The organism is Microbacterium sp. NPDC088619 (genome assembly GCF_044752825.1).
Classification (GTDB): Bacteria; Actinomycetota; Actinomycetes; order Actinomycetales; family Microbacteriaceae; genus Microbacterium.
On sequence record NZ_JBIVLZ010000001.1, the window covers coordinates 2,217,207 to 2,235,616 of the forward strand.

15 protein-coding genes are annotated in these 18,410 nt (G+C 66.0%); 10 read left to right on the plus strand and 5 right to left on the minus strand.

Features of this window, described 5'->3' with window-relative positions; translation table 11 throughout:
- Window positions 1–3 precede the first annotated feature (3 nt).
- Window positions 4–729, plus strand: a complete 726-nt coding sequence (locus ACIP5T_RS10735; RefSeq protein WP_400862976.1) for a sulfite exporter TauE/SafE family protein — start codon at window positions 4–6, stop codon at window positions 727–729.
- A gap of 88 nt (window positions 730–817) precedes the next feature.
- Here the strand turns inward: ACIP5T_RS10735 and ACIP5T_RS10740 are convergent, their stop codons facing one another.
- Genes ACIP5T_RS10740 through ACIP5T_RS10755 form a run of 4 tightly spaced genes read right to left on the minus strand, consistent with a single transcriptional unit; the run spans window position 818 to window position 3,709 of the window.
- Entirely contained in the window at window positions 818–1,096 is a 279-nt protein-coding gene (locus ACIP5T_RS10740; RefSeq protein ID WP_400862977.1) for a hypothetical protein, read from the minus strand.
- 53 nt (window positions 1,097–1,149) lie between these two features.
- Complete coding sequence (locus ACIP5T_RS10745; RefSeq protein ID WP_157534250.1) at window positions 1,150–1,347, minus strand: hypothetical protein; 198 nt, start codon at window positions 1,345–1,347, stop codon at window positions 1,150–1,152.
- A gap of 59 nt (window positions 1,348–1,406) precedes the next feature.
- Entirely contained in the window at window positions 1,407–2,399 is a 993-nt protein-coding gene (locus ACIP5T_RS10750) for a 2-hydroxyacid dehydrogenase (RefSeq protein ID WP_400862979.1), read from the minus strand.
- Entirely contained in the window at window positions 2,396–3,709 is a 1,314-nt protein-coding gene (locus tag ACIP5T_RS10755; protein ID WP_400862981.1) for a glucarate dehydratase family protein, read from the minus strand. Before ACIP5T_RS10755 ends, ACIP5T_RS10750 begins: the two co-directional genes overlap by 4 nt.
- Before the next feature lie 133 nt (window positions 3,710–3,842).
- Here ACIP5T_RS10755 and ACIP5T_RS10760 point away from each other — a divergent pair, with 133 nt between their 5' ends.
- From ACIP5T_RS10760 to ACIP5T_RS10795, 8 genes are all read left to right on the plus strand, one after another.
- Window positions 3,843–4,751, plus strand: a complete 909-nt coding sequence (locus ACIP5T_RS10760; RefSeq protein ID WP_400862982.1) for a LysR family transcriptional regulator — start codon at window positions 3,843–3,845, stop codon at window positions 4,749–4,751.
- A gap of 123 nt (window positions 4,752–4,874) precedes the next feature.
- Window positions 4,875–6,581 (plus strand): dipeptide ABC transporter ATP-binding protein, encoded by a 1,707-nt coding sequence (locus tag ACIP5T_RS10765; RefSeq protein ID WP_400862983.1) that lies wholly within the window; start codon window positions 4,875–4,877, stop codon window positions 6,579–6,581.
- Between the two features lie 269 nt (window positions 6,582–6,850).
- Window positions 6,851–7,927 (plus strand): extracellular solute-binding protein, encoded by a 1,077-nt coding sequence (locus ACIP5T_RS10770; protein WP_400862985.1) that lies wholly within the window; start codon window positions 6,851–6,853, stop codon window positions 7,925–7,927.
- A 45-nt stretch (window positions 7,928–7,972) separates the two neighbouring features.
- A complete protein-coding gene (locus ACIP5T_RS10775; RefSeq protein WP_400862987.1) occupies window positions 7,973–8,989 on the plus strand; it encodes an ABC transporter ATP-binding protein in 1,017 nt (338 codons plus the stop codon).
- A gap of 100 nt (window positions 8,990–9,089) precedes the next feature.
- On the plus strand, window positions 9,090–10,883 hold the full coding sequence (locus ACIP5T_RS10780; RefSeq protein ID WP_400862988.1) for an ABC transporter permease: 1,794 nt from the start codon (window positions 9,090–9,092) through the stop codon (window positions 10,881–10,883).
- Window positions 10,880–11,911 carry a LacI family DNA-binding transcriptional regulator gene (locus tag ACIP5T_RS10785; protein ID WP_400862990.1) on the plus strand — a complete coding sequence of 344 codons (1,032 nt, stop codon included), beginning with the start codon at window positions 10,880–10,882 and terminating at the stop codon, window positions 11,909–11,911. Before ACIP5T_RS10780 ends, ACIP5T_RS10785 begins: the two co-directional genes overlap by 4 nt.
- A 40-nt stretch (window positions 11,912–11,951) precedes the next feature.
- A complete protein-coding gene (locus ACIP5T_RS10790) occupies window positions 11,952–12,830 on the plus strand; it encodes a metallophosphoesterase (RefSeq protein ID WP_400862991.1) in 879 nt (292 codons plus the stop codon).
- Window positions 12,831–13,081: 251 nt separating this feature from the next.
- A complete protein-coding gene (locus ACIP5T_RS10795; protein WP_400862992.1) occupies window positions 13,082–14,614 on the plus strand; it encodes a pentapeptide repeat-containing protein in 1,533 nt (510 codons plus the stop codon).
- A gap of 50 nt (window positions 14,615–14,664) precedes the next feature.
- On the opposite strand, the gene ACIP5T_RS10800 is transcribed toward ACIP5T_RS10795, so the two are convergent.
- A complete protein-coding gene (locus tag ACIP5T_RS10800) occupies window positions 14,665–15,699 on the minus strand; it encodes a sigma factor-like helix-turn-helix DNA-binding protein (RefSeq protein WP_400862994.1) in 1,035 nt (344 codons plus the stop codon).
- A 285-nt stretch (window positions 15,700–15,984) separates the two neighbouring features.
- On the opposite strand from ACIP5T_RS10800, the gene ACIP5T_RS10805 reads away from it, so the two are divergent.
- Window positions 15,985–18,096, plus strand: a complete 2,112-nt coding sequence (locus ACIP5T_RS10805; RefSeq protein ID WP_400862996.1) for a DUF262 domain-containing protein — start codon at window positions 15,985–15,987, stop codon at window positions 18,094–18,096.
- Window positions 18,097–18,410: the final 314 nt, after the last annotated feature.

An 18,410-nucleotide genomic window follows, 5' to 3' on the forward strand; every position in this document is an offset into this window, starting at 1 on the left:
GTCGTGACGCCCCTCGAGTTCGTGCTGCTGGGGGCGGTCATCCTCGCCGCCGGCTGCCTGCAGGGGTCGATCGGATTCGGCATGGGCATGCTGGCGGCGCCGTTCATCGCCCTCATCGACGCCACGATGCTGCCGGTGCTCGTGATCATGCTGGCGATGGTCGTGACGCTGATCGTGGTGGTGATGGATCGCGCAGCCCTCGACCTGCGCGGCGCAGGCTGGGCGTTGGCGGGGCGAGTGCCCGGAACCGTCGTCGGGGCAGGGCTCGTCACCGTGATGTCGGCGACCGCGCTGTCGTGGGCGGTCGCCGGCGTCGTGCTGCTGGGCGTCGTCATGTCGTTGCGCGGCTGGCACCCGCGGGTGACCAGGACGACGCAGGCGGTGGCCGGGGCGCTGTCGGGCCTCATGGGCACCACGACGTCTGTGGGCGGCACGCCGATGGCGATCATCTGGCAGGGGTCAGAGGGGCCGCGGCTGCGCGGCACGATGTCGGCGTTCTTCCTCGTCGGGTCATCGCTGTCGCTGGTCGCCCTGTTCCTGTGGGGCGCAGTTCCCGCTCATGCGCTCGCCACAGCCGCTTGGATGGCGCCGTTCGCCGTGGGCGGGGTGGTGCTGTCGCGCTTCGTGAACCGGTTCCTCAACCGTCGGCGCACGCGCGCGATCGCCCTCGGGGCATCCGCTCTGGGCGCGGTGACGCTGATCGTCACCCGCCTGTTCGAGATGTTCTGATCGGATGCCGAGGCGCTCAGCCATGTGGTGAGTCACGCGGAGCACGAAGGCTGGAGAGAACCGCGCGAGCGCCGTCTCCACTGATCACCTACTTCTGTACTCCAGCATCCTTGCCGTGGCGCTCCTCGAACGCTCGAACCTCGCGAAGAACTCGGCGGAGCACGAAGAGCTGCGCAACTGCCAAACCAGCATTCACAACGCCCACGATCAACCGCGTCACGTCGAGATCCGCAGAGTCGTCGAGCAACCCGGAGCTCAGCCACCATACGGCGCTGACAGTAAAGACGACGAGAAGAGCGATCGCCAGCGTTCTCTTTCGCTGCAGCGCCAGGCGCTGCTGTGTGAGGGACGGCTCGGGCTCGCTCATGCGCAGAGCATACCGAGAGGGTGCCGACGCACAACGGGGATGGCGTTGCCCAGTCAACCGGCGGGGTCTTCGCCGAGTTCGGTCAGGCGCGCCTGGATGTCGCGCGCCTCGTCCTCGTGAAGACTCTGCTGTTGGTGCGCGCCGAGGCCGCCACCCATACTCAGACCGCTCAGCCACGCTTCGCGGTGGAGGCGCTGAACCTCAGCGAGACGCCGACGCAATCGCACGATCTCGTCATCAGAACCGACCATGCGGACAGCGTAGCTCGCCCCTCTGGCTGGGCAGGAAGGAGGCGCCGACGCCTGACCGCTCAGCGCACCTGACGTTCCAGTGGCATGCCCGCGTCGAGCAGATCGATGTTGCGGGCGATGTCGGCGGCCCGCGCGGTGAAGACCTCGCGGGCATGGCCGGAGAAGTGCGGGGTCAGCACGACCCGATCGAGCCCGGCGAATCTCTGCACGACCGGCGGCGCCTCGGCACCCTGCGGGGCATCCCACCAGACGTCGATCGCCGCTCCTCCGATGCGTCCCTCGGCGAGGGCCGCATACAGCGCGTCCTCGTCGATGAGTGCGCCGCGGGCGACGTTGACGATCAGAGCATCGGCGTGCAGCTGTGCGAGCGCGTCGGCATCGATCATCCCCCGGGTGCTCTCGGTCAGGGGTGCGGTGACGACGACGACATCGCTCTCTGCGAGCAGCGGATGCAGCTGATCTTCGCCGTACACCTGATCGAGCAGCTCGGTTCCCGGGCCTCCGGCATCCGGATGCCGGCGCATCGCGACGACGCGCATCCCGAAGGCCTTCGCGAGGTGGGCGACGGAGCGGCCGATCTCGCCGTAACCCACGAGCCCGAGAGTGCTGCCGGCGAGCGAGCGATGGTACGGGGCGTCGGCCGTGGCGATCGTGCGCCACTCCCCTCGACGCATCTCGGCGTCCGCGTAGAGTGCTCGACGGCGCAGCATGAGCGCGGTCATGATCACGTGCTCGGCGATCGCGGCGCCGTGGTGACCGGTGTTGCAGAGCGGCACGCCGTCGGGCACGGCACCGGCATCCACCCGGTCGACCCCGGCACCCGTCGCGTGCACGAGACGCACGCGGTCGCCGTCGGCCATATCGTCGGCCGTGAGCCGCGAGCAGATCACCACATCGGCGCCCGCGATCGCCGCGCGAGCGGAGCCGGGCACCTCGAGGTCGGCGAACACCCACTCGTGCGGCCGCTCGGTGCGGCGCAGGTCGTCGGCGAACGCCGAGATGATCGGGTCGGTGACCGCGATGCGCAACGGATCCCGCCGCTCCGCGCTCACCAGCGAGGGCTTTCCAGCACGTATCCCGGGTCGACCCGCTGCATGTAGCCGGTGTCGTCGCGCTCGCGGATGCCGCCGTCGAGATACTGCCTGTGCAGCCGCGCCAGCGCCTCCGGGTCGAGCTCGACGCCGAGGCCCGGTGCGGTCGGCACCGCCAGCGATCCGTCGCGGAACACCAGTGCGCCCGGCGCGATGACGTCTTCGTCTTCGCGCTTCCACGGCCAGTGCGTGTCGCACGCGTAGCCGACGCCCGGGGTGGCCGCGGCGAGGTGTGTCATCGCCGCGAGGCTGATGCCGAGGTGCGAGTTCGAGTGCATCGAGAGTCCCCAGCCGAGGGTCTCGGCGAAGCCCGCGAGCAGTCGCGACCTTTCGAGGCCTCCCCAGAAGTGGTGGTCGGAGAGCACGATGTCGATCGCGCCGAGGCGCACGGCGTCCGCGATGTGCGAGAACGCGACCACGCACATGTTGGTCGCGAGGGGCAGGTCGGTGTGGCGGCGCACCTCTGCCATCCCCTCGAGACCGGGGGTGGGGTCTTCGAGGTATTCGAGCACGTCCTTCAACGCGTCGGCGACCCGCAGCGACGTCTCGACGGTCCAGGCGCCGTTCGGATCGATGCGCAGCGGGTGATCGGGGAACTCCTCGCGCAGCGCGAGGATCGCCGCGATCTCCTCCTCCGGGGCGAACACCCCGGCCTTGAGCTTGAGCGCGGTGAAGCCGTAGGTGTCGACGATGCGACGGGCCTGCGAGACGATCCCGTCGGGCGTGAGCGCTTCGCCCCACTCGTCGTCGGATCCGCCCGGATGACCCGCCCATTTGTAGAAGAGGTAGCCGCTGAACGGCACGGCATCCCGCACCCGCCCGCCCAACAGCTCGCTGGCGGGCACCCCCAGCAGCTTGCCGCGGATGTCGACGGCGGCGACGTCGAACGGCGAGAGCACCCGGTCGCCGGTGCTGGTGCCCGTGACCATGCCCGACATGCCGTGCCCACCCTGTACACCGTCGCCGGCCACGCTGCGTTCGACCCGCGCCCGCAGATCGTTGGTCGCGAACACGTCGCAGCCGAGGACGGCGTCGGCGGCGACCCGCAGCCGCTGCAAGTGCGCACTGTCGCCGTAGGTCTCGCCGAGCCCGACGACCCCCGACTCGGTGGTCATCTGCACGATGGCGCGCAGCGCCAGAGGCTCGTGCACCCCGACGGTGTTGAGCAGGGGTGGGTCCTGGAACGCGACCGGTGTGATGCGGACAGACCGCACCGCGTTCTCCGGCAACCGCGTGGCGGCAGGGACAGACAGCAGGAGCTCTTCGGACATCACGCCTCCGTTGGTGAGACTCCGGGGACTCCGCATCGGCGGATTCCGCGTCATCGAGTTTCTCCGACACTATGGTGGGGACAGATGCGCAGACAAACCAAAAGTCGCACTGATTGATGTCAGGAGTGGATCGATGATCTCACTGGTACAGCTCGAATGCTTCATCGCCGTGGCCGAGGAACTGCACTTCGGGGCCGCGGCGACACGGCTGAAGATGACGCAGCCTCCGCTCAGTCGTCAGATCCAGCAGCTCGAGCGCGAGCTGTCGACGAGGCTCTTCGATCGCACCAGTCGCCGCGTCGCTCTGACCCAGGCCGGTCGTGCGCTGCTTCCCAACGCGCGGCGCCTCATCGACCTCGCGGCGAAGGCGGTCTCCGACGTGCGCTCGGTCGGCGAGGGTGCTGCCGGCACCGTCACGATCGCGTACACGGCGATGGCGGGGCAGGCGGTCGTGCCCGATCTGCTGCGTCGCGCGTCAGCCGAGCTGCCCGGCGTCACGCTGCTGCTGCGCGAGCTCGTCTCACTCGATCAGGTGGAAGAGCTCGAGAAGGGCACGGTGGACATCGGGCTGATGCGGCCACTGCTCGCCCGACCGCAGATCAGCAGCCGGGCGGTCTACCGCGAGCGCCTGTCCGTGGCGCTTCCCAGCGACTCGGCCCTGGCGCAGCGCGCGGAGCCGTTGAAGCTCATCGACCTCAAGGACGAGTCGCTGCTCATGTACTCGCCGAGCGGCGCGCGGTACTTCCACGACCTGCTGCTGTCGATGTTCGTGGCGAGCGGGGTGCATCCGCACATCGTGCAGTACGCCGGACAGGTTCCCGCTCTGCTCGCGATGGTCAGCGCCGGCATCGGGTTCACGCTGGTGCCGGAGTCCGCCGAGCGGATCTCCCCCGACACGGTGACGCTGCTGCCGATCAGCGAGGCGGATCCGTCGTCGCGCGTCAACAGCGTCGAGCTCGACATCGCGTGGAACTCGGAGTCTCACAATCCGCTCGTCGAACGGCTGCTCAGCCTGGTCGACGACGTGGATCGCGCGAGCTGATCGATGCACTGAGCGCATTGCCCAATGCTGATGTAGGGCTTGATCTGGATGAATCCCCACGCTTAGCGTGAACGGAAGATGATCAGTGCTGATGACACGACCCGTGCTCGACGAGGAGGACGCATGCCGAACGATGTCGCCGCCACCGCCGATGAGCCCGCCCGACTCGGTGAGTCCGTGAACCCGACCGACAGCGCGATGCCGGCTGCCCACAACGACATCCTCCGCGTCGAGGATCTGCGCGTCGCCTATCGGATCGGCGACCGCGAGGTCGAGGCGGTGCGCGGCGTGAACCTGAGCGTCGGTCGCGGCGAGGTGGTCGCGATCGTGGGCGAGTCAGGCTCGGGCAAGAGCACGGTCGCGCAGTCGATCATGAATCTTCTCGCGCCGAACGCCGAGGTGGTCGGTGGGCGGATCGAGTTCGAGGGCGAGGACCTGATCCCGCTGAGCGAACGACGCTGGCGCGGCATCCGAGGTCGGCTCATCGGCTTGGTCCCCCAGGACCCGGCGCTCTCTCTCAACCCGGTGCGCCGCGTGGGCGTGCAGGTGGCCGAACCGCTGCTCGTGCACGGACTCGCGACCAAGCACGACGCGCACGATCGCGCGGTCGAACTGCTCGAGATGGCAGGACTGACGTATCCGGCCGAGCGGGCGAAGCAGTATCCGCATCAGTTCTCCGGAGGCATGAAGCAGCGTGCGCTGATCGCCGGGGCACTGGCCGCGCAGCCGAGCCTGATCATCGCCGATGAGCCGACGAGCGCGCTCGACGTGACGGTGCAGAAGCAGATCCTCGACCACCTCGCGAACCTGACGCGGGAGCTGGGCACGGCGATCCTGCTCATCACCCACGACCTGGGCATGGCGGCCGAGCGAGCCGACAGGGTCGTGGTCATGAAGCAGGGCGAGATCGTCGACTCCGGACCCGCAGAGCAGGTGATGACCGCGCCGACGCACGAGTACACGCGCAAGCTCATCGCCGCGGCGCCGCGGTTGAGCGCCCACGAGCGACGGACGGCATCGACGCAGGCCCGCATCGAGTTCGGCGGCGAGCCGATCGTGCGCGTGACCGAGCTGACCAAGATCTTCCCGCTGCCCAAGGGCGAGGGCGGACGCCGCTCGCTGACCGCCGTCGACGCCGTCTCACTCGAGGTGCGGCGTGGCGAGACGATGGCCGTCGTGGGCGAGTCGGGTTCGGGCAAGAGCACGCTGGCGCGGCTCGTGCTGCGCCTCGAAGAGCCGACATCCGGTTCGATCTCGTTCGCGGGCGACGACATCACGCACCTCAAGGGCGAGAAGCTGCGGCAGCTGCGCCGGCGGTTCCAGATGGTCTACCAGAGCCCGTTCGACTCCCTGAACCCGCGCATGACGATCGAGCAGCTCATCACCGAGCCGCTGCTGTCGTTCGGCGAAGGGGATCGACAGTCCAGATCGAAGCGCGCTCTGGAGCTGTCCGAGCAGGTCGCTCTGCCCGACGGGATGCTGGGCCGCTTCCCCGACGAGCTGTCAGGCGGACAACGACAGCGCGTGGCGATCGCCCGAGCCCTGGCGCTCGACCCCGAGTTCCTCGTGCTCGACGAGGCCGTCTCGGCGCTCGACGTGTCGGTGCAGGCGCAGATCCTGAAGCTGCTCGACGAGCTGCAGCGCGAGCGCGAGCTGACCTACCTCTTCATCACGCACGACCTCGGGGTCGTCGCCGAGACCGCCGACCGCGTCGCCGTGCTCAAGAACGGGAAGCTCGTCGAATGCGGTGACGCCGCGCAGATCTTCACGGCTCCGCAAGAGGAGTACACCCGAATGCTGATCGAGGCCGTGCCCGCGTTCTCCGCCTGACTCGTCGCCCTCGGTTCGACCGCGCGTGAGTGGTCACTTTCGCACCCCTCACGGCTACTTCAGGTGCGAAACTGACCACCCCACGGCACAGGCGTCAGGCGAGGCAAAGCGTCGACAGTTCACGTCGCGCTCCCCCGGCGTTCACGTTCGCCGCCTATCTTGAGTGCGGTCGCGCGAACGCGGCTAAGAAACAGCCAGATTGTTGTGTAGACACCACAACAGCGGGGTAAAGTCGACTCAGACATACCTCGATGACGAGAAAGGCGACCATGGTCGACATCCGAAAGAAGCGCTGGTCTCTCCTGGGAATCGCTGCGGTGGCGGCCGTGACCCTGACCGGCTGCGCAGGCGGCAGCACCGAGACCGATGGCGGCTCGAGCGACGGCGGGTCGGATGCGACCCTCATCGTCTACACGAACTCGAACAGCGACGGCCGTGGCGAGTGGATCACCGAGAAGGCCGCGGATGCCGGTATCGACATCGAGATCGTGGGCCTCGGCGGCGCCGACCTGACCAACCGCATCATCGCCGAGAAGAACAACCCCGTCGGCGACGTCGTGTTCGGTCTGAACAACATGTTCTTCGAGCAGCTCAAGTCCGAAGAGGCGATCACCGCCTACGAGCCCGAGTGGAGCGGCGAGGTTCCGGCCGACGCCGGCGACCCGGCCGACGGCGCGTTCTGGCCGCTCGTCGAGCAGGCCATCGTCACGGTCTACGACGAGAACAAGATCACCGACGCCCCCTCCGACGAGGAGGACCTCTGGACCGGCGAGGAGTACGCGGGTCGCTACGAGGTCAACCCCGCACTGGGCCAGGCCACCCCGCAGCTCGTGCTCGCCAGCATCCTGTCGCGTCACCTCGACGAAGACGGCGACCTCGGTGTCAGCGATGAAGGCTGGGACCTCGTGAAGTCGTACTACGCGAACGGCTCGCCCGCGGTCGAGGGCACCGACCTCTACGCCCGCATCACGCGTGACGAGATCGACTACGGCGTGCTCCCCTCGAGCGGCATCGCCGCGCGTGACGAGGAGTACGGCACGAAGACCGGCATGATCGTGCCCGACTACGGCGTGCCGTATGTCACCGAGCAGATCGCGCAGATCAACGGCACCGGCAACGAGGCCAAGGCTCAGGAGTTCATCGACTGGTTCGGCAGCGCCGAGGTGCAGGGCGAGTTCGCGGCCGAGTTCAACTCGATGCCCGTCAACGAGGGCGCGGTCGAGCAGGCCAACCCCGAGGTCGTCGAGCTCATGGGCACCCTCGACCGTCAGGACATCGACTTCGGCTTCGTGAGCGAGAACCTCGGCGCCTGGGTCGAGAAGGTCACGCTCGAGTACATCGGCTGATCGAGCCTCCACACCCCCTCATCCAGCACTGACCGGAAAAGACACATGATCCGTTTCGAAGATGTCGAGGTCGCGTTCGGCGATCACCGCGCGGTCTCGCACCTCGATCTGGAGATCCAGGAGGGTGAGTTCTTCACCCTCCTGGGTCCGTCCGGATGCGGCAAGACCACCGCCCTGCGTGCACTCGCCGGGTTCGTCGAGCCGACCGGCGGGCGCATCCTGATCGGCGGACGCGATGTCACACGCGTGCCGAGCGAGAAGCGCGGCGTGGGCATGGTGTTTCAGAACTACGCGCTCTTCCCCAGCATGAACGTGCGCGAGAACATCGCGTTCGGGCTCTCGATCCAGAAGACGTCGAAGGCCGAGCAGCGCCGCCGCGTCGACGAGATCGCCGACCGCACGGGCCTCGCGCTCTCGCAGCTCGAGAAGAACGTGTCGGAGCTCTCGGGCGGGCAGCAGCAGCGCGTGGCGATCGCCCGCGCGCTCGCGCTGACCCCCAGCATCCTGCTGCTCGACGAGCCGCTGTCGAACCTCGACGCCAAGCTGCGCGTGCAGCTGCGCGAGCAGCTGAAAGACCTGCAGCACGAGGTCGGTGTGACCACGGTCTACGTGACGCACGATCAGGAAGAGGCACTGACCCTCAGCGACCGCATCGCCGTGCTCGACGCCGGCACGCTGCAGCAGGTCGGCACCCCCGAGGAGATCTACGACCGCAGTGCGACGCCGTTCGTCTGCCGGTTCATCGGCGAGAACAACCGTCTCAGCCCGGCGCAGATCACGAGCCTCGGCGGCGGATTGGATGCCACGGCAGAGAGCTATGTGCGGCCAGAGAAGCTGCACCTCGCCGAGGCGGGCGACAGCTCGACGGCATCCGCCTCACTCGATGGCACGATCGTCGACCGCACGTACCACGGCAGCCACAGCGTCTACACCGTGACGGCAGAGGATGCTGCGCTGCGCGTCAGCGTTCCGGCTGCGGCGAGCGCTCGCCAGTGGAACCCGGGCGACGCCGTGCGCGTCGACGTGGATCCCCGCTGGATCCTGCAGTACCCGGCGGCGTGACATGTCGGATGCGCAGAAGCCCCAGAACCCCTCGAGCTCTCAGAACCACACAGACCCCGCGGTCCCGCCCTCAGCGGCCGTGACCGGAGAAGCCGGCTCCTTGACGACACAGGCTGTCGTCGAGGGTCAGACGGCGGGACCGCGGCTCAACAAGAGAGGGCGACCCGGCAGCGTGAAGGCGATGCTGCGCTCGCCGCTCGCGTGGATCACGGGCATCATCGTGATCTGGTTCGCTGCGGCGTTCCTCGTGCTGCCGAACGCCGCCCTGCTCGGGGTCACCTTCTTCCCCGACGGGCAGTTCAGCATCCGGGCCGTCGAGAAGCTGTTCGGCAGCGAGCGTGCACTGAAGACGCTCGGCAACAGCTTCCTGCTCGCCGTCACCCTGTCGATCACGGTCAACGTGGTCGGTGTGTTCATCGTGCTGGTGACGAAGTACTTCCAGGTGCGCGGCGCGAAGATCCTCTGGCTCGGCTATGCCACCACTCTGATCTACGGCGGCATCGTGCTGGCCGCCGGATACAACTTCATCTACGGCCGGTTCGGGTTCTTCACGAACATGATGGTCAACTGGTGGCCCGACATGGACCGCGACTGGTTCTCGGGCTACTTCGCCGTGGTCTTCGTGATGACGTTCGCGACCACGACGAACCACATGCTGTTCCTGTCCTCTTCTCTCGGCAAGGTCGACTACGCGTCGATCGAGGCGGCGAAGCTCATGGGCGCCTCGACCTGGACGATCCTCCGCCGCATCGTGCTGCCGGTGATGAAGCCGATGCTGTTCGCCGTCACGGTGCTGACGTTCCTCATCGGACTCGGAGCGCTGACGGCTCCGCTCGTGCTCGGCGGGCCCGACTTCCAGACCGTCGCACCGCTGATCATCGACCTCTCGCGCAGCCCCATCACGCGTGACATCGCGGCTCTCCTGGCGATCGTGCTCGGCATCGCGACGATCATCCTGCTCGCGATCATGAACCGCTTCGAGAAGTCGGGCGTGTACTTCTCGGTCGCGAAGGTGGCGACACCGATCCAGAAGCAGAAGATCCGCAACCCGTTCGCGAACGTCGTCGTGCACGTCATCGCCTACCTGCTGTGGGTGATCTACCTGATCCCCGTCGTGCTGATCGTGATCTTCTCGTTCGTCGATGCGCGCAGCATCCTCGCCGGGTCCATCACCCTCGACAGCTTCACGCTCGACAACTACGTCACCGTGTTCTCGAGCGCCGAGGCGATCCGTCCGTTCATCGTCAGCGTCGTCTACAGCGCCGTGGCGTCGATCGTCGTGGTCGGCGGTCTGCTGTTCGTGGCGCGGATGCTGCAGAAGCACCGCAATCTGCTGACCACCGCGATCGAGTACGTGCTGCACATCCCGTGGATTCTGCCGATCGTGCTGATCGCGCTCGCCCTGGTGACCGCCTTCGACGAGCCGCGGGCGATCGTGGGCGGCTTCGTGCTCACCGGCACGCCGATCCTGCTGCTCATCGCCTACATCTGCGTGAAGATCCCGTTCACCCTGCGCCTACTCAAGGCCGGGTTCGCATCGGTGCCCGATTCGCTCGAAGACGCCTCGCGCATTCTCGGAGCGAAGTCGCTGACGACGTTCCGCAAGGTGCTGGTGCCGCTGGTGCTGCCCACGGCCGCGGCCATCACGGCACTGAACTTCAACAGCCTGCTCGACGACTACGACGCGGCGATCTTCCTCTACCACCCGCTGTTCAAGCCGCTCGGTGTGGCGATTCAAGAGAGCACGCGCGGCGAGAACAATCTCGACGCGATGCCGATCACGTTCGTCTACACAGTGCTGCTGATGATCATCATGGGTGTCACCATGTATCTCGTGTATGGACGAGGTTCGCGCGCAGGAGCGCCGCGCAAGGCCAAGAAGGCTCGCGCGTGAGTTCTGTGGAGCCCGGCGGGCCGGGGCTGCGCGTCACGGTGAGCGATGTGGCTGCGGCCGCCGGAGTCTCCCGGGCCACCGCGACCAGGGCGCTGAAGGGCGAGGGGCGCTTCGCGCCCGAAACCCAGGAGCGGATCCTCGCCGAGGCCGAGCGCCTCGGATACGTGCGCAACACGATGGCCGCCGAGCTCGCCGCCGGCCGCACCGGAACCGTCGGACTGATGCTGCGCGATGCGAGCAACCCGGCGTACGGTCTGCTGTTCTCGCGGCTGCAGGATGAGGCGCACAGGCGTGGCCTCGACCTCGTGACCGTGACAATCGGCGCCGACGAGCAGGGTGCGGAACAGGTGAACGCGCTGCACCGGCTGCTCGGGATGCGCGTCGCCGGGTTGATCGTCGCGACCGGAGGAATCACGGCCGCACAGCTCGAGCCATTCGCCGACCAGGTGCCGATCGTGCGCGCGGGGCGGGTCGAGACGGCGGAGGGGATTCATACGGCGCACTACGACGATCCTTCGCATGGAAGGATGCTGGCCTCGCATGTCTTGTCGCTGGGGCACCGGCGCGTGGTCGTGCTCTCCGGCGCCGAGGATGTGTCGTTCGCCGAGCATCTTCGAGCTTCGGCGATGGAGTCGACGTTGGTCGTTGGTCGGGCTTCCGTGACTCGAGTGTCTGCGGGGGCGGCGCCGACCGATGGAGTGGATGAGGCGCTGGAGGCCGTGCGCGACGGGGCCACGGCAGTGATGTGCGCGTCGGACTATCGGCAGCTCGCGGTCATGCGGGCGTTGCGTGCTGCGGGGTTGTCTGTGCCCGGCGACGTGAGCGTGACGGGGTGCGACGGCATCCTGCCCGGGGCTGACCTCTTGGGTCTGACGACTCTGCGAATTCCTGTGGAGGCCGTTGCCGCCGCGGCTGTGGAGACGATGCAGAGGTTGCTCAGTTCTGAAGCTGACTCGGATTCTTCCGAGACCGTGCGGCAGCCGTTCGTCGGAACCCTCGTGCCCGGGTCGACTGCCGCGGCCATCTGACTTCTGTCCTGTACTTGTTCGTCGTCTCACTGGAAGAGAAATGATCCTCACCGAGCACTCTCGCCCATCGCACACCTTCGTGCACATCTCCGATACGCACCTTCCCGGTGAACGCGCGCCGCTGTATGGCAGTGGGGCGGATGCCGATGCGAACCTGTCTTCTGTGCTGTCGCGGTTGGTGTCTTCGGGGCTTCGCCCTGACGCTCTGTTGTTCACGGGGGATCTCGCGGATCGAGGGGATGCGTCGTCGTATCGGCGGTTGCGGGAGCTGGTGGCGCCGGCGGTGGAGGCGCTGGGGTGCGAGGTCGTGTGGGCCATGGGCAACCATGACGAGCGCGGGGCGATGCGGGCGGAGTTGGGACTTGCCGGCGGCTCTTCGGATGCCGTGGTCGAGGTGCGCTGGTTCGGCGGGATGCGGGTGATCGTGCTCGATTCGACCGTTCCTGGGGAACACTGGGGGCGGGTCGATGAGGCGCAGTTGGAGTGGCTGGCGGCTGAGCTGGCCACGCCCGCGCCGGAGGGTTCACTGCTGCTGATCCATCACCCGCCATTGCCGACGGTGCTCGACCTGGCGGTGACGGTCGAGTTGCGGGAGCAGGCAGCGCTGGCTGCGGTGCTGGCGGGGTCGGATGTGCGGGGGATCCTGTCGGGGCACGTGCATCACCCGTCGTTTGGGACGTTCGCCGGGATTCCGGTGGCGGCCGCGTCGTCGAGTGCGTACGGGCAGGATCTGGCTCAGCCCGTTGGAGCTACGCGCGGTCAGGATGCTGCGCAGGGGTACAACCTCGTGCACGTATATGAGGGGACGATCGTGCACTCGGTGGTCGGGCTTGAGGTCGGGGCGGATGTCGGCGAGCCGGTTGCGGCCGAGGAGGCCGGGAGGCGGATCGCGGGGCGCGGGATTTCTTGGCGGGTGTAAGTCAGCCCTGCTCGTCGAGCGAGCCCGGCGCAGCTGAGCGAGACGAAGCGCCCACGCATACCGAGCGGCATTCGTGATCAACCTGGGTTGATCGACGAGAATCTGATCGACCTCGGGCACTTTCCGCGACACGCGCACTGCCAGCATGCGACGCATCACCAAGCCGTCAGATCCCTCGCGATAGGTTCGATGCAGCGCCTACACGACGCTAAACCACCCGATGCGATCAGCCCTGCTCGAGAAAGCCCCCCATGGCCGAGACACCGACCACAATCTCTAACGCCACGCTGACCACAGCTGCGCTCACCGAAGTCGGGCTCACAGAGAGCGTCATCACGGACGCGACTTTCTCGGACTGCGATCTTCGGCAGAAGGATTTCGAGGGTGCTCAACTGACTCGAGCCACTTTCTTCAACTGCGATGCCAGTCGGGCCTCGTTCAGATTCGCACGGTTCGTGGATTGCGAGTTCGACATCGTCCCCGCTTCCTTCGCCTCTTTCGAAGGTGCAACCTTCAGCGGCTGCACCTTCCGGTACCTCGACCTAAGCCGAGCGAACCTTCGATCGAGCACGTTCGAGAATTGTCATTTTTCGGGCGTCGGTGTCGACCATGCGGACTTCTCTGTCGCCACATTTACTGCGTGCGATTTCGAATCGCCGACGACTGAGAACGCAGACGGCATGCTGTACGCCATGGGCGGCGAGTGCACGAACTTCTCCGGCGCCACCTTCCGCACCATGAAGTCCGACAGTGGAAATCCCTTCCGCGTCGCGTGCGATCTGGCGGTATTCAGGCGGGCGACGTTTCAGGACTTGACCTGGCGACGCGCGTCGTTTCCCAATGCCGATTTCTCTCACGCCGCTTTCGAGAACGTGGATCTTTGCGGTGCCGAGCTTGAAAACGCCAAGTTCCAGGCAGCCGACCTGCAGAACGTGTCGTTCGCCGACGCAAATCTGTTCAGCGCGGACTTCACCCGACCCACGTCTGTCCCGCCGCCCGACCCCCGCGCACTCTTCTTCCTCCCCGCGCCCGAGGAGCCGTCCTCGCTCCGCAATGTCAGCTTCACCGGTGCGAACCTCAACGTCGCCGAGTTCACTGGCACGGTTCTCGAGGAATGCACTCTTGACAACGCGGATGCCACAGGGGCGGACTTTTCAGCGACAACCCTGTTGTCGTGCAGCTTGACCGAAACTGACCTGTCCGGCGCCAGTCCCGGTGCTGAAGAAACGCCCGATTCGGCGCGGCGAACGTTGTTCCAGTGGTTCGCGGACTGCGGACTCGCCCTCCCGTACACGCCCTTCGATGATGCATATGACTTCCGCGTTCGTGCGCCTTGGCTGGTGCACTCGCTTTCTTGGGACGGCGAGAGCCCTGGAGACATGGCCGATCCCGAGCGGTTGCTGACGACGAGTACGACGAGTCCCGACGAGGGCTTCAGCGTCGCTGTCATCGACTACGAAAATGGAGCGGTCACGCGAATCGCCTCGTATGCTTACGTCGGCTGGCAGCTTTCCATAGCGATTCGACTGTGCGATGGCGCTCGAACTTCGCCATTGCCTTTGCCCCGCGCGTGGGGCCAGGCGATGCGCTCGGTGGTCGAACTTGCCCTCGCGGCCAGTCGCTCGAACAGAACGAGGATCGACGTCGTATACGACGAGACTGAAATGTCCGCGCGATGGTCGATCATCAGCTCAGGTGCTCCAGCGCAAACCGTCAGGTGGCACGGCGACTTCGCGGACATCTCGGGCTTTTTCGGGGCTGCGACGAACGCGCTCTTGCGATAGTTCGCGGCACGACGACTGCGTTCACAAGGGATTCGGAAGACGGCAGCCAGTCAGCGTCCGCCGACAGGTCCGGCCAGCAATTGTGGCTCGGGCACGACCGCGCCAGCAGCGTCCTTCAACGCCGTCCGCTGCGCTGACTGCCAGGTACCGAAGAAGTTTCGCACGGACGCGCCGGACGGCCGTCGGATTCCGTTGTCGCGGGCGCTCAGCACCCACGCCTCGTAAGCCGCAAAGGTGGTCGACAGCCCGCCGCCAGCGGCTTCGGCCAAGAAATGCCGTACCGCTGCGAGGTACTCGCTCTCAGTGAACACGACGAGACCCTTCGCGCGACCCTTGCGCGCTGTTCCCAGTCCCATCGAGACAAGCGCATCGTTCCACCCGCCATAACGCTTCTGCAGCGTCTGCCTCGTTGCCGGCCAGGGGCTCGACCCCTTCGAGGATTCCAGCCCCATCGCGTCGAGTAGCTGTTGGCGGAGCTCCTGATAGCGAGCGCCGGTGATGGTCAGCTCGCGTTCGGCTGCTGCGCGCTTCGAGGCACCGATCACACCGAGGATCGTAGCTGCCTCTGAGTCCGTCACCTTCACATCCGCAAGCACCGCATTCAAGCCGTCGAGAAGGATCTGATCAAGATGCACCGCGGCCCACTTCGGGTCCGGCTTGAGTCTGAGCTCGGCGCCGATGAGATACCAGATGCCCGCCTCGAGCACCGCGTCGGAGAACCAGAGCTCGTTGCGCTCGGTCTCGAACTTGATGCCACTCTGTCGGAGCGCCTCGTCGAGAAGCTCCCCGTCGACGTTTGGGAAGAGTGCGCGAATCCGGGCTACTGCGCGAGGCCGTGTGACATCGCGGTCGGCAAGATCTCGAGCCGTCTCCTCGAACTCTTCAAGCAATGCGACGCGTGCGGCGTCTCGATCGGCATCCTTCTGCGCCGTTCTCGCTGCTCGGGATTGCTCTGCATCGACACCACCGTGTGCGCGGACGATCTGTCGGATTCGCTCACGAGTGAGGTCATGCTCCGCTCCGATTTCCTCGAGCGTTGAACCGTCCGCGTATGCCGCGACGATGGCCTTGTTCCTCTGATTCATGAGTCCCCCTTCGCACGATCCTAGAGGCGGTCGGCGACACGGCATGAACGGGTCTCCGCGACGTCGCAGATGGCGCGCTCCGGACCTGAGGAGGCCACGGCGGCCCGCGGCTCGGCACGATGACCCACTGATGGGCCCTGCCAACCGCGCCAAGGGTCTCGCAGAGGTCCGAGACCTGGTCATGGAAGGAAACAGCGGCGCGACACGGCCATCTCAGTACACGCCGCTTGCTCCTTGGGTCGCGCTGCGACGCCGGTGTCGCCACGATACGCAAGGATGAGCAACGTGGAGACATTCAAACGGACGCCGCGACAGTTGTTCAATCTGCCGCAGAACTTCCTGATCCCGCTCTTCCAGAGACCATACGTGTGGAGGGAGAGCGAGCAGTGGGAGCCGTTGTGGAATGACATCCGCCGTGTCGCGGAGCTTGGAATCGCGGAGCCTCTGCTTGATGCGACCCATTTCCTCGGGGCGGTGGTCATTCAAGCTCACGACGCGAAGACGAAGCAGCTCACCACGTGGAACGTCATCGACGGTCAACAACGCCTCACGACATTGCAGATACTCGCCGACGCCACCGGAGCGCTGCTTGCCGAGTCCGGCCGGCTCAAGCTGGCGGGACAACTCGAGCGACTGACGCACAACGAGGAGCTCTATGTCGAGGACGGCGCCACACGCCTGAAAGTCCGCCATCTGAACAAAGACCGTCAAGCTTTCGATGAAGTCATGTCGGCAGAACCACCGGTTGATCACGTCGAGCTCACTCATTCAGACTCCCTGGTCGCCCAGGCACACGCATACTTTTCGCGAACCGTCGAACGGTGGCTGGGCCCGGCTGAATCCAACCTCTACGGGGCGAAAGCGGAGGAACTCGCCAGCGTTCTCCTTGACGGACTACAGCTGGTCTCGATAGAGCTCGAGGCTTCGGAGAACTCGCAGGAGATCTTCGAAACGCTCAATGCTCGCGGAACCCCTCTCACCGCGGCGGACCTGGTTCGAAACTTCGTGTTTCAGCGTCTCGAAGCGGAGGGCGGCGACACCGCGAAGGCGTATCGAGAGGACTGGCCGTTCGAGACGAAGTTCTGGTCCAAGGACGTCAGCGTCGGCCGGAACTTTGTCAGCCGCAGTTCCCTTTTCCTGAACCAATGGCTCGTTGCCCGCACCGGCGAGGAGATCAGCCCGCAGTCCACGTTCTCCCGGTTCAAATCCTACGTAGAACTCGAAGCAGGCCAGGCGATGGCGGATCTTCTGCCGAAGATCAAAATTCAGGCTCAACAGTATGAAGCGTGGACAGACGCAGCGAACCAGACCGGCGGAAGCTTCGGAGCTACCGAACTCGCCGTGTACCGCATGCAGGCGAGCGGGGTCGAAGTGCTCAAGCCTCTCCTGATCTGGCTGCACGATCCAGTTCGGGGTGCCGACCCGTCGACCATCGACTCCGTCGTGCGAGCGGCCGAGAGCTGGATGGTGCGCCGCCAGCTGTTGCGTCTGACCGGTAGCGACCTGGGGCGCATCGTCGCCGATGTGATCGCGGCGAGTTCAGACGCGCTTGGGACCGACCTCGAGGACCGGGTGATCGGACACCTCGCTCGACTCAACGTCACCAGCACCTATTGGCCCGGAGACGAAGAGCTGCGCCAGGCTCTCGCCACCGAATCGGCGTACACACGTTATCCGCGCAGCCGGCTCCGCATGTTCCTCGAGGCTGCGGAAGACCATTTCCGTGGCGAGACCGGACAGCCGCAGATCGAGCGCAAGGGTTACCCGATCGAGCATCTTCTTCCGAGGACATGGAAGGAGACCTGGCCCGTCGAGACTCCGGAGGAGACCGAAGCTCGGCAGGCTCGGGTGCACAGGATCGGCAATCTGACCCTACTCACGACAGCACTGAACTCGAAGGTGTCCAATGGTTCATGGAAGACAAAGAGGCCTGCTCTGCAGGACCACAACACCATCACGCTCACCGGCCGAGTCATCAAGCGCACCGAGAACGAGCTCTGGAGCGAAGCGCTGATCGACGAACGAACCTCCGAACTTATTGAAGTTGTTCTTCGTGTCTGGCCCGTTCCTCCGGGACATCACGGGAAGGTGGTCGACCCCCAGACGAAGGCGGGCGATTGGGTTGAGCTCAAACACCTCATCGAAGTTGATCTGATCTCGCCCGGAGACAGGTTGATAGCGACACATCGCGACCACAAGGGAGCGGAAGCGATCGTGACCGCCGACGGTGGGATCGAGCTCGACGGCAAGCGTTATGACACTCCCTCCGCTGCGGGAAGGGCGCTCCAGAAGAAGGCCACGAACGGTTGGTACTACTGGGCGGTGGCTGATGGCCGCAGATTGCGGGACGTCCGAGCTGAGTTCCAGAACTCCATGCCCGCAGATGACGGATCCTGAGCCGTCCCCAATGACTCACAGGCGACACTCATGGGGGAAGAAGTGATCCAGCGTCCGACTCCGCCGCCGGACGCGAGCCCGACCGTCGAAACACCGCACTCTCGGAGAAGAACCGTCCTGACGATTGCAGCGATCATCATGACGATCACGCGGGTGGTGATCGTCGCTGTCGCCGTGGGCTTTGATCGCCTCCGGGACTCCGCCGTCGACGGGCTCCCAGGGCGTGTCTCTGACGGCATCGATCGAAAGACAGCTGCGGTCAGTTGCTTACCTGATGGACGTCGGACTCATCGACGGGGCACATTGGCACATCT

What these genes read in the sequence shown, in the direction of transcription:
- ACIP5T_RS10740 (WP_400862977.1), bottom strand. Translation starts at nt 1,096, where the DNA reads ATGAGCGAGCCCGAGCCGTCCCTCACACAGCAGCGCCTGGCGCTGCAG.
- ACIP5T_RS10745 (WP_157534250.1), bottom strand. Translation starts at nt 1,347, where the DNA reads ATGGTCGGTTCTGATGACGAGATCGTGCGATTGCGTCGGCGTCTCGCT.
- ACIP5T_RS10755 (WP_400862981.1), bottom strand. Translation starts at nt 3,709, where the DNA reads ATGTCCGAAGAGCTCCTGCTGTCTGTCCCTGCCGCCACGCGGTTGCCG.
- ACIP5T_RS10760 (WP_400862982.1), top strand. Translation starts at nt 3,843, where the DNA reads ATGATCTCACTGGTACAGCTCGAATGCTTCATCGCCGTGGCCGAGGAA.
- ACIP5T_RS10765 (WP_400862983.1), top strand. Translation starts at nt 4,875, where the DNA reads ATGCCGAACGATGTCGCCGCCACCGCCGATGAGCCCGCCCGACTCGGT.
- ACIP5T_RS10770 (WP_400862985.1), top strand. Translation starts at nt 6,851, where the DNA reads ATGGTCGACATCCGAAAGAAGCGCTGGTCTCTCCTGGGAATCGCTGCG.
- ACIP5T_RS10775 (WP_400862987.1), top strand. Translation starts at nt 7,973, where the DNA reads ATGATCCGTTTCGAAGATGTCGAGGTCGCGTTCGGCGATCACCGCGCG.
- ACIP5T_RS10790 (WP_400862991.1), top strand. Translation starts at nt 11,952, where the DNA reads ATGATCCTCACCGAGCACTCTCGCCCATCGCACACCTTCGTGCACATC.
- ACIP5T_RS10795 (WP_400862992.1), top strand. Translation starts at nt 13,082, where the DNA reads ATGGCCGAGACACCGACCACAATCTCTAACGCCACGCTGACCACAGCT.
- ACIP5T_RS10800 (WP_400862994.1), bottom strand. Translation starts at nt 15,699, where the DNA reads ATGAATCAGAGGAACAAGGCCATCGTCGCGGCATACGCGGACGGTTCA.